The 13,233-nt window shown below is 54.8% G+C and carries 12 protein-coding genes; 4 read left to right on the forward strand and 8 right to left on the reverse strand.

Translation table 11 applies throughout. The features are described 5' to 3' along the window. Window positions 1–121 precede the first annotated feature (121 nt). The 3 genes from JT718_RS19575 to JT718_RS19585 are packed head-to-tail and all read right to left on the reverse strand — an operon-like array spanning window position 122 to window position 2,531. The gene (locus JT718_RS19575; protein WP_317195535.1) at window positions 122–1,258 is read right to left on the reverse strand and encodes a DegT/DnrJ/EryC1/StrS family aminotransferase; all 1,137 of its coding nucleotides are present in this window, start codon (window positions 1,256–1,258) and stop codon (window positions 122–124) included. Beyond that, window positions 1,255–1,914, reverse strand: a complete 660-nt coding sequence (locus JT718_RS19580; RefSeq protein WP_205504492.1) for an acetyltransferase — start codon at window positions 1,912–1,914, stop codon at window positions 1,255–1,257. The genes JT718_RS19575 and JT718_RS19580 overlap by 4 nt, the downstream gene beginning before the upstream one ends. Then, window positions 1,911–2,531 (reverse strand): sugar transferase, encoded by a 621-nt coding sequence (locus JT718_RS19585; RefSeq protein WP_205504493.1) that lies wholly within the window; start codon window positions 2,529–2,531, stop codon window positions 1,911–1,913. The genes JT718_RS19580 and JT718_RS19585 overlap by 4 nt, the downstream gene beginning before the upstream one ends. A gap of 211 nt (window positions 2,532–2,742) precedes the next feature. Here JT718_RS19585 and ispE point away from each other — a divergent pair, with 211 nt between their 5' ends. Beyond that, complete coding sequence (gene ispE / locus JT718_RS19590; protein ID WP_205504494.1) at window positions 2,743–3,555, forward strand: 4-(cytidine 5'-diphospho)-2-C-methyl-D-erythritol kinase; 813 nt, start codon at window positions 2,743–2,745, stop codon at window positions 3,553–3,555. Here the strand turns inward: ispE and JT718_RS19595 are convergent. The 3 genes from JT718_RS19595 to tgt all read right to left on the reverse strand — a co-directional run bounded on the left by JT718_RS19595 (window position 3,532) and on the right by tgt (window position 7,146). Continuing rightward, window positions 3,532–4,455, reverse strand: coding sequence for a DMT family transporter (locus tag JT718_RS19595; protein WP_205504495.1), 924 nt, complete (start codon window positions 4,453–4,455; stop codon window positions 3,532–3,534). The two genes, ispE and JT718_RS19595, sit on opposite strands and share 24 nt — an antisense overlap. 366 nt (window positions 4,456–4,821) lie before the next feature. Next, window positions 4,822–5,898 carry an LptF/LptG family permease gene (locus tag JT718_RS19600; RefSeq protein WP_205504519.1) on the reverse strand — a complete coding sequence of 359 codons (1,077 nt, stop codon included), beginning with the start codon at window positions 5,896–5,898 and terminating at the stop codon, window positions 4,822–4,824. A gap of 117 nt (window positions 5,899–6,015) precedes the next feature. Next, window positions 6,016–7,146 carry a tRNA guanosine(34) transglycosylase Tgt gene (gene tgt, locus JT718_RS19605; RefSeq protein WP_205504496.1) on the reverse strand — a complete coding sequence of 377 codons (1,131 nt, stop codon included), beginning with the start codon at window positions 7,144–7,146 and terminating at the stop codon, window positions 6,016–6,018. 173 nt (window positions 7,147–7,319) lie between these two features. Here tgt and JT718_RS19610 point away from each other — a divergent pair, with 173 nt between their 5' ends. The 3 genes from JT718_RS19610 to rsmG all read left to right on the forward strand — a co-directional run bounded on the left by JT718_RS19610 (window position 7,320) and on the right by rsmG (window position 10,061). After that, a complete protein-coding gene (locus tag JT718_RS19610; protein WP_205504497.1) occupies window positions 7,320–8,450 on the forward strand; it encodes a glycosyltransferase in 1,131 nt (376 codons plus the stop codon). Then, window positions 8,441–9,049 (forward strand): RNA polymerase sigma factor, encoded by a 609-nt coding sequence (locus JT718_RS19615; protein WP_062542709.1) that lies wholly within the window; start codon window positions 8,441–8,443, stop codon window positions 9,047–9,049. Before JT718_RS19610 ends, JT718_RS19615 begins: the two co-directional genes overlap by 10 nt. Window positions 9,050–9,419: 370 nt before the next feature. Continuing rightward, window positions 9,420–10,061: a 16S rRNA (guanine(527)-N(7))-methyltransferase RsmG gene (rsmG, locus tag JT718_RS19620; RefSeq protein WP_205504498.1), complete on the forward strand. Its 642-nt coding sequence runs from the start codon at window positions 9,420–9,422 to the stop codon at window positions 10,059–10,061. Between the two features lie 87 nt (window positions 10,062–10,148). Here rsmG and JT718_RS19625 read toward each other — a convergent pair whose 3' ends face one another. After that, on the reverse strand, window positions 10,149–11,105 hold the full coding sequence (locus JT718_RS19625; RefSeq protein WP_205504499.1) for an SRPBCC family protein: 957 nt from the start codon (window positions 11,103–11,105) through the stop codon (window positions 10,149–10,151). 155 nt (window positions 11,106–11,260) lie between these two features. Continuing rightward, complete coding sequence (locus tag JT718_RS19630) at window positions 11,261–13,204, reverse strand: peptidylprolyl isomerase (RefSeq protein WP_205504500.1); 1,944 nt, start codon at window positions 13,202–13,204, stop codon at window positions 11,261–11,263. Between the last annotated feature and the right edge of the window lie 29 nt (window positions 13,205–13,233).

Raw genomic sequence — 13,233 nt, forward strand, 5'->3', positions numbered from 1 at the left:
AAAGTTTGATGCAGTGATGTTGTAGACATAGAAGCCTTTCCCAAGTTAGGCAGTTGCAAGCTTTTCATCTGCTACATTCAACCATCTGCTAAAACCCCGGTTTCGGAGGGCTTTTCTGAAATCAGGCTGAAAACGCCTTTTTAATGACGGCTGCCACCCGCTCCTGATCAGCTTGCGTGAGGCTGGAACCAGAGGGCAGGCACAAGCCGCGGGTGAACAACTCATCGCTGGTGCGCTCCCCAAAGTAGTCATGGCCTTGGTAGAGTGGCTGCAGGTGCATGGGTTGCCAAAGCGGCCGGCTCTCAATGTGGGCGGCCAGTAATTGAAGCCGAAGTTCTTCAGGAGTAAGGTTACAGCTTTTCTTTAGGGTGAAGCAGCTGAGCCAACGGTTAGAGAAAAAGCCCTCTGGTTCTGCCTGCCACTCCAGTTCCTCAATCTCCTGCAGCAGGTATCGGTAATGGTCAAATATTTGCCGGCGTTGCTGCACGCGCTCCTCCAGCACTTCCAACTGACCCCGGCCTATTCCGGCGCTGATATTGCTGAGGCGGTAATTGTAGCCCAGGGTGGTGTGGTGGTAGTATGGCAAAGGTTCTTTGGCCTGCATGGCCAGCCAACGTGCCTGCTCCACCAACTGGGAATCTGGAGACACCAGGGCTCCGCCGCCCGAGGTGGTAATAATCTTGTTTCCGTTGAAGGAGAAAATGCCCGCTTTCCCGAAGGTGCCCAGTAGCTGGTCTCGGTACCGGGAACCCAACGCCTCAGCGGCGTCCTCAATAAGGGGCACCCCGTAGTGCTGGGTGATCTCCTGGATTTCCTGCAGCTGCGCGGGCATGCCGTAGAGGTGCACCAGCACCAGAGCTTTGGGCAGCTTGCCGTTTTTAAGCCGATTTTCCAAAGCCTGCGCCAAAGCGCTAGGGCAGAGGTTCCAGGTGGTGGGTTCGCTGTCAATGAAAACGGGCGTGGCCCCCACGTAGCAGATGGGGTTGGTGCTGGCCACAAACGTGAAGGTGGAGCAGAAGACTTCGTCGCCGGGGCCTACGCCCAGGGCCAGCAAGGCCAGGTGCAGGGCGGCGGTGCCGGAACTGAGCGCGGCGGCGGCCGGCACGCTGAGGTAAGCGGACAGCTCTCGCTCAAAACCGTCTACGTTGGCCCCGGCGGTGGTGATCCAGTTAGAGTCAAAAGCCTGTTGCACGTGGTGTTGCTCCTTCCCGCCCATGTGCGGGGGCGAGAGGTAAATAAAATTCAGGGGAGGGGTCATGCGGTTTGCTTCACAATGCGGGCCGGCACTCCTACGGCCGTGCAGTAACTGGGCAGGTCTGAGTTTACCATGGCACCCGCCCCTATAATGGAAAAAGCGCCTACCTTGCAGTTCTGCAAAATGGTGCTGTTAGTGCCCCCGTACACGCCCGTGCCCAGGCGCACACAGCCGCTCACCGCCACCTGTGGCATCAGGGAGCAGAAATCGCCAATAACGGTGTCATGCCCAACGGTGCAGGCCAGGTTCAGGAGCACGTGGCGGCCCAGCGTGACGTTGGTGGTGAGCACCGAGTTCTGGCAGACAATGGTGCCCTCGCCCAGTTTGTTTTCCTGCTCCGGCCGGCAGATCACCGAAGGGTGGACCAGGACCGGGAAACACAGCAGGGGGTTGAGCAGGCGGTCGGCCACGTCGGTTTTGGCCTGGCAGTTGCCAATGGCAATGGTCACGTACAGCTGGTGGTCTACGTTGTTGAGGTCCACTACCTTGCCCAGGTACGGCAGGCCGCAGATATGGGGCTGGGCGGGAACCGCATCGTCATAGAACCCTATGATGTCCCACTTGGGAGTAACCGCATTGATTTGGTGGAGGAGCATCAGCACTTCCCGGCCCAGGCCGCCCGCGCCAACAATGGCAATTCTTTTTCTTTCAGTGTTCATAAAGACGATTGGTTAGCAGAACCAGTAAACCGCTCCATGGTGGCCGTGCCCGGGGCCGAGATGCCCCTGGGGTTCAGCAGATGCCGGATGGTGCGTCCTAAGATACGCAAATCTACCCGGAAAGACACGTGGTCCACGTACCAGACGTCGTAGGCAAATTTCTCCTCCCAGCGCAGCAGGTTGCGGCCGTTTACCTGGGCCCAGCCGGTAATGCCGGGCCGTACCAGGTGCCGCCGGGCCTGCTCCGGCGAGTACAGCGGCAAATACTCCATCAGCAGGGGCCGGGGGCCCACCAGGCTCATGTCGCCCTTGAGTACGTTCAGCAGCTGCGGGAGCTCGTCCAAAGAGGTTTTCCGCAGGAATTTCCCCAGGGGGGTGAGGCGCTGGGCGTCGGGGAGGAGCGTGCCGTGCAGGTCGCGGGCCTCGGTCATGGTCCTGAACTTGTAGAAGGCAAACGGTTTGCCGTGCAGGCCGGGGCGCTGCTGCCGGAACAGGACCTTGCCTCCCAGCCCTACCCAGAGCGCCACCGCCACCAACGCCATCACGGGCCACAGCACCAACAGGGCGGTGCCCGCCAGCAGAAGATCTAAGAAACGCTTTCCGAACGCAAGGTACATGCGGTAATGTGCTAATTTTTAAAGGTGCTGATGTGCCAATGGACCGACAAATCAGGGAAATGACAGCCTTGGCAAGAGAGACGTTTTGAGCCTGTTTGAAAGAAAGCAGGATCAAAACGGAAGATACTAAAGTTAGCGTTTGTAGGGCTATTCCCCGCCTCATGGGCACTCAACACTAACAACTAATTCCCAATCACTAGTATCTTGCAGCATGATTCAATTCCCGAACGCGAAGATAAACCTTGGTCTGCAATTGGTGGAAAAACGCCCCGATGGGTTCCATAACCTGGTGTCCTGCTTTTACCCCGTAGGCTGGACCGATGCCCTGGAGATTCTGCCCGCCCAGGCAGAGGCCACGTTCACGCTTTCGGGCCTGCCCGTGCCTGGCGAACCTACTGCCAACCTTTGCTGGAAAGCCTATGAGCTCCTGCGGAAGGATTTTGAACTGCCGGCCATCCAGATGCACCTGCACAAGGTCATTCCCATGGGGGCCGGATTGGGCGGCGGCTCCGCCGATGCCGCATTCACCCTCAAGATCCTGAACGAGGTTTTCAACTTAAGCCTCACCTCCGGGAACCTAGAAGACTACGCCCGCCAACTGGGTTCTGACTGTGCCTTTTTTGTGCAGAACAAACCCGTGCTGGCCGTGGAGAAAGGCGATGTGTTTGAGCCCCTGGAAGTGGACCTAACCGGCTGGCACCTGGTGCTGGTGTACCCCAACCTGGCCATCAGCACCGCCGAGGCCTACGCCGGGGTTTCGCCCCGTTTCCCCGAAAACAGCCTGAAAACGCTGTTGGCGCAGGATATCTCCACCTGGAAAGACAGGGTAGTGAATGACTTTGAGGCGAGTCTTTTCCCCAAGTACCCGGTGCTGGCAGAGCTTAAGCAGCAGCTGTACAGCATGGGCGCGGTGTACGCCTCCATGTCGGGCTCCGGGTCTACCATGTACGGCTTGTTCCAGACTGCGCCCGCAGCTCCGTTACTTTTCCCGCAGGAGTACTCAGTTTGGCAGGGCGTTCTTTAAGCGCTGCTGCCGGCGGTGAATGACGGCTTCCAGAATGGGGTGCAGGAACACGCTGAACAGGATAATGGCCGCCCCGTAGTAAAACCCTGCCGACATCACCTCGCCTTCCTTGAAGATGAACCACGCCAGCAAGATGCCGTACACCGGCTCCAGGTTCACGGTCAGGTTCATGGTGTAGGCACTGAATTTATGCATGAGCCGCACGGCGGCGGTGTACGCGTACACGGTACACACCAGGGCCAGCAGGGCAATGCAGAACACGTCTACGCCCGTTAAGGCCAGTTGCAGCTCGCCGGTTTCGGTCATCCATTGACGGTAGAAGGGCAGGAACAGGCAGGTGGCCAGCCAGGCGCCGGCCATCTCGTAGCAGGTAATGGTGGTAGCCGCGTGCTGCTTGGTGAGCTTGCTGTTGATGATGGTGAAGCACGAGGCCAGAAACGCCGAGCCCACGGCCATGGCAATACCCACGGCATGGTCAAACTCAAACCGGAAGATGACGTACAGCCCCACCATGATGAGCAGCGCCAGCGCCACCTCATGCGGCTTTATCTTCTTATTGGTGAAGATTGGCTCCAGAATGGCGGTCCAGAGGCTGGCCGTGGCCATGCCCGCCAGGCAGATAGAAACCGACGAAATCCTGGCCGAGGCGAAAAACAAGATCCAGTGCGCCGCAATCAGGAAACCCACGCCCAGAATCTTCAGGATAGGCCCCCGCCCAATGCGCAGCGACTGCTTGCGCACTTTGATAATCACCGCCAGCGCCACCGCCGCCAGAATGGTCCGGTAAAACACCAATTCCACAGCCGGAATAGAGATAAATTTCCCCAGAATGGCCGTAAAGCCCCACAGGACAATGATAAAGTGTAGTTCCAGGTAATCTTTAAAGCGAGGGGTTTGCACTGGGAGGAATTGTAAATTGAGAATTAGAAACTAAGAATTGGGGCAGTAAAGGACGGCCTTCTGTTTTGAGGCTGATTTCTGCAGAATGGCCCTTAAACAAGACCATTGCTCAGGCCCTATCTCCCTACCGCTGGCGCGAGTTTCCAAACTCGTGCCTACAGATGCGGGGTAGCCTCCAGGCTACCCTCGCGGCAACGCCGCGACACCGGGATTGTTGGTCTTTAATATTTTTCAGCAGCACTTGAGTCCGTCATTGGTTCCCGGCGAGTCTGGAGCGTTCGCTTCATCCCTCGTCACGAGACCGGAGTCTCGCGCCAAAACTAGATCTAAATAGAAACCAACAACTAGCAACTAACAACTAGCCAACTATCGCGGTACCGTCCGGTAGAGGATAATGCCAATCACGGTGAACACGGCCAGCGGCACGAAGGCGGCAAGTTGCGGGGGAATACCGCCCACCGAAGCCAGGCTCCGGCTCATCATCACGAAGATGATGAAGATAAAGGCCAGCACGAACCCTAGGGCAATCTGCAGGCCTACGCCACCGCGCACCTTCCGCGAGCTCAGAATGACGCCAATGATGGTCAGCACCGTAATGGCGAAGGGGTAGCTCATGCGCTCGTATTTTTCGGTCATGTACATCTCCACATCGGTGGCGCCGCGCAGCACTTTCTCGTCAATGAGGCGGTTGAGCTCGGCGTTGGTGAGGGTTTCCTTGAGGCGGTAGGTACTGGCGAAGTCCTTGGGCAGCAGGTTAAGGGTGGTGTCAATGGCCCCGCCGTGGTAAACGGTTTCCTTGTCGCCGTTGAAGGTGCGCAGGGTGTAAGAGTCCATGTGCCACTTCTGCTTGGTGCTGTCCCACCGGATAGACTCAGAGGAAAGCTTTCGCAGGAGTTCCTGTTTTCTGATGGTTTCCAGCGTGAATTTATAGCCCACGTTGGCGTGGTTGTTATAACTCTCCAGATAGGCGTAGGTGTCTGGCCCGATGCGGAAGTGCACGTTGCGGCCCTCAAAGGTGTAAGGGTTCTTCACGTACTTTATCTCAAACGCCACCCGGGTCTTGTTGGCATTGGGAATCACGTACGAAGAGAAAAAGAAGATAAAAATCCCGATGATCACCGAACCAATGATGTAGGGCACCAGCATGCGTTTAAAGGAAATCCCGCTGCTCAGAATAGCCACAATCTCGGTATGCGAGGCCAGTTTGGCCGTTACAAACACCGTGGCAATAAATACCGTGATGGGGCTGAGCATGTTGATGTAGTGCGGAATCATGTTGACGTAGTAGTCCAGCAGAATCACCTTCACCGACAGGTTGTGCTGGATAAAGTCATCGTTCTTCTCCACGAAGTCAATCACGCAGATCACCGCAATGAGGATGATCACCACGAACACAAACGTGGTCAGGAACTTCTTAAGGATGTAATTGTCTAATAGCTTCAGCTTCACCGCTATATCAATTAGGAACTAAGAATTAAGAATTAGGAATTGCTTCTTGAAGGATAGACAACAGAAAGGCAAGTTTCCTCAAATTCCTAATTCCTGATTCTGACTTCATACTTATAAACGTGTCATTAACTTCTTTACCATCTGGTCTTTCCAGGGGCGGAAGGTGCCGGCCAGGATCTGTTCGCGCGCCTGGCCTACCAGCCACAGGTAGAACGTTAGGTTGTGCACGCTGGCAATCTGAGCCCCCAGCATCTCGGTGGCGTGCATGAGGTGGCGCAGATACGCCTTGGAGTAGAACGTACTCACGTAGCCGCCCAGTTCCTGGTCAATAGGAGAGTAGTCCTCTTTCCAGCGCTCGTTCCGGATGTTGATGATGCCCTGCGTGGTGAACAGCATGCCGTTGCGGGCATTGCGGGTAGGCAACACACAGTCAAACATGTCCACGCCCAGGGCGATGTTCTCCAGAATGTTAGCCGGGGTGCCCACGCCCATGAGGTAACGCGGTTTATCAGCGGGCAGTATGTCGCAGACCAGATCGGTCATCTCGTACATCATCTCGGCGGGCTCGCCCACGCTTAAACCGCCAATGGCGTTTCCGGGCCGATTTTTGGAAGCGATGGTCTCCGCACTCTGGATACGCAGATCTTTGTAGGTGCTGCCCTGCACAATGGGGAAGAGCGTCTGCTCATAGCCGTACTTAGGATCTGTGGCGTCAAAGCGGTCAATGCAGCGCTGTAGCCAGCGGTGCGTGCGCTCCATGGAGTTGCGGGCGTAGTGGTAATCGCAGGGGTAAGGGGTGCACTCGTCAAAGGCCATGATGATGTCGGCGCCAATGGTGCGCTGCGTGTCCATCACATTCTCTGGGGTGAACAGGTGCCGGGAACCGTCAATGTGCGAGCGGAACTTCACGCCTTCCTCCACAATCTTGCGGGTGCCCGAAAGGGAGAACACCTGGTACCCGCCGCTATCAGTAAGGATGGGCCGGTCCCAGCCGTTGAACTTGTGCAGACCACCGGCCTGCTCCAGCACATTTAAACCCGGCCGAAGGTACAGGTGGTAGGTATTGCCCAGGATAATCTGCGCTTTCACGTCTTCTTTGAGCTCGCGCTGGTGCACGGCCTTTACGGTACCGGCGGTGCCCACCGGCATGAAAATAGGGGTTTGTATGGTGCCATGGGCGGTGGTGAGTACCCCGGCCCGGGCTTTGGAAGCAGGATCTTTTGCTACTAAATCAAACGTCATGGATAACTGGTAAAATACCGGAGACGCCCTCCCTTTTGGTGCAATGGGCCAGCTATTTGCCAGCCAGGGTTTCTCCAATTGGCAAAGATACAAACAACCTTTTGTTCCACCGCCCGGCCGCTAGGCAGCGCAAGGATATTTGTGCTATTTTTGGACCCAGTTTTCTTTTCGCCTTGGACTACCTGTTTCCTCTCCACGTTTCGTTGCTCCTTCTGCTGGCCGCCTGTGTGCTGGTGCAGCTGTTCTATGTTCTCTATTACTTCCTGCCGCTGGCCTTCCACAAAGACCCGGCGCCCCAAAACGGGGCCAACCTGCCGCCGCTGTCCATTCTGGTGTGTGCCCACAATGAGGCTGAGAACCTGCAGGAATTGTTGCCCCTGCTCATACAGCAGGAGTACCCGCAGCCGTTAGAAATTATAGTGATTGATGATAGGTCCTGGGACGGCAGCCACGTGCTGGTGAAGGAATATGAGCTGGAGCACGCCCACGTGCGGCTGGTGCGCGTGAAAGAAACCCCGCCCCTCATGAGCCCCAAGAAGTATGCGCTCTTCCTGGGCATAAAAGCCGCTCAGTATGAGCATTTACTGCTCACCGATGCCGACTGCCGGCCCCTTTCGGCTACCTGGGCCCAAAGCATGGCCAGCGGTTTTTTAGGGGGAAAAGACATCGTTTTGGGCGTTTCCCCGTATATGCAGATATATGGATTCTTAAATCATTTAATTCGATTTGAAACCTTCTTGACTGCTATTCAGTATCTGTCGTTTGCTAAGCGAGGGCAAGCGTATATGGGAGTGGGGAGAAATCTTGCTTACACCAAATCAGTTTTTTTCCGGAACAAGGGTTTCTCGTCCCATATCAGGTCCTTGGGAGGCGATGACGATTTATTTGTGCAGGAAGCTGCCCAACACTCTGCCGTCCAGATTGTCATTGACCGCAGCGCCCAGACAAGCAGCTCCCCGGAACGCCGGTGGCGCGACTGGTGGCGCCAGAAACGGAGACATTTGGCGGCAGGGAGGCAGTACCAGAAGAAGAATCAACTCAGACTCGGACTTTTTGTCCTGTCAAACGCGTTATTTTATGTAATATCACCCGTTCTTTTAGGCTTGCAGTACCAGTTGTTGTGGGTTGGCCTCATTATTGGGGTGAGATATGCCGCCCTGTACGGGTCTTATTTGCCGGTGGCCCGCCGCCTGCAAGATCCGCTCAAATGGTGGCTCCTGCCAATCTTGGAAGTAGGATATTACCTCAATTATATAGGGATCGGGATCTCTGTTTTAACGACTAAAAAGGTAAGATGGAAGTAAACAAGCAATTTTCCGCGAAAGCGAAACACGATTTTAAACTGATCCAGTCTGCGGTGGAAGATGGCGACGAGAAAGCCTACGCCGAGCTGATGCAGATCTACAAAAAGCCGGTTTACCACGTGGTTCTCAAGATGGTGCGCAACGCCGATGACGCCGAGGACCTCACCATTGAAGCCTTCGCGAAAGCGTTCCGTAACCTGCACAAGTTCAACCCGGAGTACGCGTTCAGTACGTGGCTGTTCAGAATTGCCACCAACAACTGTATTGACTTCATCCGGAAGAACAAGATCAAGACCATGAGCATTGACTCGGCCATCAAGATCGACAACGGCGATGAGATCACCATTGATTTCAAAGACAACAACCTGAACCCGCAGGAGTCTGCCATCAAGAACCAGAAGATAGAGATCATGCAGTACATTGTGAGCAAGCTGCCAGACAAGTACCAGCGCCTGGTTACCCTGCGCTACTTTGATGAGCTGTCTTACGAGGAAATCGCCACCGAACTCAGCGCCCCGCTTGGTACCGTAAAGGCCCAGCTGCACCGCGCCCGCGAGTTGCTCTATGACATGGTGAAGAACAAGAAACACCTTATCTAAGACACAAGACGTCAGACATAAGACACAAGATTACAGAAGCAGCCCCAGCGGCTGCTTTCTGCGTTTTGGGCCTGTTTTCAGGGAAAGAGGCTTAAAACCTCACGCAAGTTTGAGCGCAGCGGTAACTTGTGGGAAACATGCCGCCAGTTTGCAACTGGCGTTGCACCTCATCAGGTATCGTGTTTCGCCAGTTACAAACTGGTGGCCAAGGAAAGCCACAAGTTGCGCTTACGCTAAACTTGCGGCAGGTCTTCGGAAAGAGCGGTTTCTAGCCTCTTTTCCTGAAAACGGCTCCAAAACGGAACAGCTCCATTTCTAACTCAGAACTCCAGACACAGAACTCAGGACTCCTTTTGTTATCTTTGGGCCTATGAACGCACAACCCGTGGATATCCTTACCCATTACTTTCCGGATCTTACCCCAGAGCAACAGAAGCAATTCGCGCGCCTCGCGGAGCTGTATGTAGAGTGGAACGCCAAAATCAACGTCATCTCCCGCAAAGACATGGACAACATTGTGGTGCACCATCTGCTACATTCCCTAGGCATAGCCAAGGTGGTGCAGTTCCCGGCGGGAACCTCGGTGATGGATGTGGGCACGGGCGGTGGCTTGCCAGGTTTGCCCTTAGCCATCCTGTTCCCCGAGGTGAAGTTTCACCTGGTGGATTCCATCGGCAAGAAGATCCATGTGGTGCAGGAGATTGCCAACGAGCTGCATCTCCACAACGTGAAAGCCTCCCACACCCGCGCCGAGCAGGTGCACGAAAAGTATGATTTCATTGTGAGCCGCGCCGTGGCTAGGTTGGCTACCTTCTACCAATGGATTCAGTTCAGCTTCAAAAAAGACTCTGTGCCTAACCAAGGGCTGTATTACCTCAAGGGCGGCGATCTCTCTGAAGAATTAGCGGAGTCTGGTTTGGTGCACCAGGTGTTTGACCTCAGCAGTTATTTCCAGGAGGAGTTCTTTGAGACGAAGAAGGTGGTGTATGTGCCGCAGCATCCCACGGCGTAAAGGTTTTGCGCCTGTTTGCTGAAAAACAGCTCTGAATAGACAAGCAAAAAATCAGAAGCCGCTTCAAGTTTGAAGCGGCTTCTGATTTTATTCCTTCTCAGAGTTGACTTTGATGTGGGTCAACACTCTTTTATGAATTTCATGGATGATGTAATTGCTCCAGGGCCTCCAATAAAAAGCTGGTTTGATGTTGTGGTAATACCAGGTTGTTCCCTCCAATTTTGTTTGACCGTTGGGTAGGGCCGTCAACTTAAACTGGCCTTGTGTAGAAACAAAATAGTCGTGCAGGTGAGGAGCGTCAATGTCCCAAAAGCTGATCTCTTTCATTGGTGCTGGTTGATTCACCACCTTAAACTTGAGTAGTTTTGGCCTGTTCCAAACAGTAATAGGCTCAACAAAGCTTCCTGTTGTGAAGTTACAATGGCGAACTGCTCCAACCCCCGTTCCTTTTATTGTCGCGTTGATAGGATAGGCTATCCCGGTTTTGAAAATTAGTTCTGTTGGCTCCTCCAGTTCAGGAAAAGCCACAACATTTTCCCAAACCGTTTCCGGGGAAGCATCAATCACCAAGGAGGTCACTACTGAAGAGAGTTGTGGGGCCGCGTCATGCTCTACAAAGGCCAAAGATGGAATGGCGGCAGTAAGCGCTAAGATAATTACCGATGCACCAGTAGGAGTTTTTGCAACGGCTTCATGGCCCAAGAAGCTTCCCAGCCAAGTCAAAAGCAACGCTAAAGGAGCCGCCATCACTATGCAAATCACACCTTCTATGGCAAATACCAGCAGTGCAAGCGTAAAAATCAATAGCGTAATGAACGCTACGGTTCTGGATTCTCTGTAAGAAACGGCTCTATTGTAACCAAATACAATTGTAGAGGCTGAGCCTAAGAGCAATGGGGTGATGATAAAAAGCGCAATCCCGTACTCGCCTATGCCATAAATGCCCCAGATGGTTAATGGGCCTGCAAGCGCAAGGGCAACCGCCACTGATAGCCACTTTCTTTTTCTTAGATCTGTGGGCAATAGTTTATGAAGGTAACTCATTAAATGATGTTAAAGAAGAAAGTTAGAGCAAGGTCAGCCTATCTAGTTCGCCCACAAGATCCTTTCAGGATGACAAAGGAGTGGGGAGGCAGCCTAAGCCAGGCCTATAGCTGTAAACTACTGGAAACCAAAAACCAATCACTAACAACTAAGCCCTACCGCACCAACTCCACCTTCTCAATGGTATCCCCGATATTCAGCTGATGCACTACGTCCATGCCTTTGATTACCCGGGCGAAAATGGTGTATTTGCCGTCCAGGTGCGGGGTGGGGGAGTGGGTGATGAACCATTGGCAGCTCTCGGTGTCTTTGCCCGCCGAGGCCATGCCCACGTAGCCTTCCAGGTAATTCAGATCCGCGAATTCTGAGCGGATGGCGTAGTCGGTGGAGCCCCAGCCGTCGCCGCGCGGACAGCCGCCCTGCGCCACAAAGTTGGGTACTACGCGGTGGAAGTTTTTGCCATTGAAAAAGCCCTGCTCCAGCAATTCCACGAAGTTGGCCACGGACCCGGGCGCGTCTTCCACCAACAACTCCAGAGTGACCTCGCCTTTGGACGTCTTCAGCTTGGCTTTCTGGGTTTTCTGCAACCGGTTCACCAACGTCCAATTGATGGGATGGCTGAACGGGGTGGCAGGCGTAGGAGCCGAGGTTTCGCCTTGGAGGTAATCCAGCGTTTTCTGCACTTCCAGGTATGTCTCAATGTCCCGGGGAAGCGTGAGTTTCGCTTTGGCCTGGGTCAGGAAGGCAAAATCTGGGTAGGCGTTTTTCAGGGTCAGGTCGGGGTTACGGAGGACGCCCGCTGCCATGCCCACCAAGGCCACATCGCCAGATTCTATGGCCTTTTTGAAAAGCTGGTTGAAAGCCGGAGCCGCCGTCCCATCAAAATTCTTCTGGCTTCTGATAGAGATCAAGGCATCCATGCCGGTGGTGCTGATGGCCGGGTGTTTCGCCTGAAAGACTTGCTGCTCAATGAACGGATATTGGCTCTGGTCTTTGCCGAGGGCGGTGAGCAGAGCCGATTTCTCATATGGATTGGAGGCCTTCGCAAACCGCTGCTGGATCTGTTGCCCTATTTCGTTCTTTTGATTAGCCGGTGCCGAGGCTAGGGCCGCTCCAAACAACGTGGCCCGTACCCGCCAGTCGGTCTGTTTCTGGGCGGCTTCCAGAAGTTTACCGGCATCTGCGGCAGGAGCTTTGCCGGCCAGGTATTCCGCGGCGCTCAGGGCTACGTGCGGATGCGCATCGGTGAGGGCTTTCCAGGCCGAGGCTTGCACCGCCGCATACGGCAACTGGTATAGCGGACGTACGGCATTCAGCCGAACCCGGTAATCAGGGTCACTCGTCAACACCTTAGTCACTACCGGAACTAGGCCCGTTGTATCGGTCATTTTACCCAAGGCCAGCGCTGCTGCCATGCGCACGTTGGCGCTGGGGTCCTGCTGCACTACTTTGAAAAGCTGCGCTTTGGCCGGACTAGGGTCCAGTTTAGCCGTGCGGCCCAGGAAGTGGGAAGCACCTAACCGGGCCTCTTCCTGGCTGGAGTTGAGCAAGGCGGCCGCTTTGGTGATGGCAACAGTATAGTTCAGTTTGCGTTGACCGGCCCGGTACAAAGCCCAGGCTTGGGCAGGTTCCATGTTGGCTTGCGCCGTGTAACGAGCGATCATGTCCAGTCCGTTTTGGGTGGCGCATTTGCCCCAGGCTTCCAGAATCTCGGCGCGTACGGGTACGTTCTGCTCCTGGTTGTAGGCTTCCATGAGGGCAGGTTCCGCTTTGGCGTTGCCTATCTGGCCCAAGGCATACGCCGTGGCTTTTCTCACTTCGGCCTCAAAATCTTGCAGCAAAGAGCTGAGCGCCGGAATAGCCGTGCTGTCCTGCACGGAGCCGAACGCTAGCGCCGCTTCGCGCCGGTACATGGTTTCGGGCCGATCCAGGAAAGTGAGCAGGTCCTGGGTTTTGCGTTCGTCTTGCAGCGTGTAGATTCTGCGGAGGGTGGCATCACTGAATTTGTTCACCCCACTGGCGCCGCTCTGCTGCGCAGGCTGCCTACAGGCCGAGGCTAAGAGGAGAAGAACGGCGGCCGTTCTAAGCTGTTTCTTCATAAGGGAATCTTGAGCACGGAAGATACAAA

It is taken from the genome of Rufibacter psychrotolerans, assembly GCF_016924645.1.
Taxonomy (GTDB): domain Bacteria; phylum Bacteroidota; class Bacteroidia; order Cytophagales; family Hymenobacteraceae; genus Nibribacter; species Nibribacter psychrotolerans.

Coding starts and splice junctions, on each gene's coding strand:
- JT718_RS19615 (WP_062542709.1), top strand. CDS start 8,441: ATGGAAGTAAACAAGCAATTTTCCGCGAAAGCGAAACACGATTTTAAA.
- JT718_RS19625 (WP_205504499.1), bottom strand. CDS start 11,105: ATGAGTTACCTTCATAAACTATTGCCCACAGATCTAAGAAAAAGAAAG.
- JT718_RS19575 (WP_317195535.1), bottom strand. CDS start 1,258: ATGACCCCTCCCCTGAATTTTATTTACCTCTCGCCCCCGCACATGGGC.
- ispE (WP_205504494.1), top strand. CDS start 2,743: ATGATTCAATTCCCGAACGCGAAGATAAACCTTGGTCTGCAATTGGTG.
- JT718_RS19580 (WP_205504492.1), bottom strand. CDS start 1,914: ATGAACACTGAAAGAAAAAGAATTGCCATTGTTGGCGCGGGCGGCCTG.
- JT718_RS19585 (WP_205504493.1), bottom strand. CDS start 2,531: ATGTACCTTGCGTTCGGAAAGCGTTTCTTAGATCTTCTGCTGGCGGGC.
- rsmG (WP_205504498.1), top strand. CDS start 9,420: ATGAACGCACAACCCGTGGATATCCTTACCCATTACTTTCCGGATCTT.
- JT718_RS19630 (WP_205504500.1), bottom strand. CDS start 13,204: ATGAAGAAACAGCTTAGAACGGCCGCCGTTCTTCTCCTCTTAGCCTCG.
- tgt (WP_205504496.1), bottom strand. CDS start 7,146: ATGACGTTTGATTTAGTAGCAAAAGATCCTGCTTCCAAAGCCCGGGCC.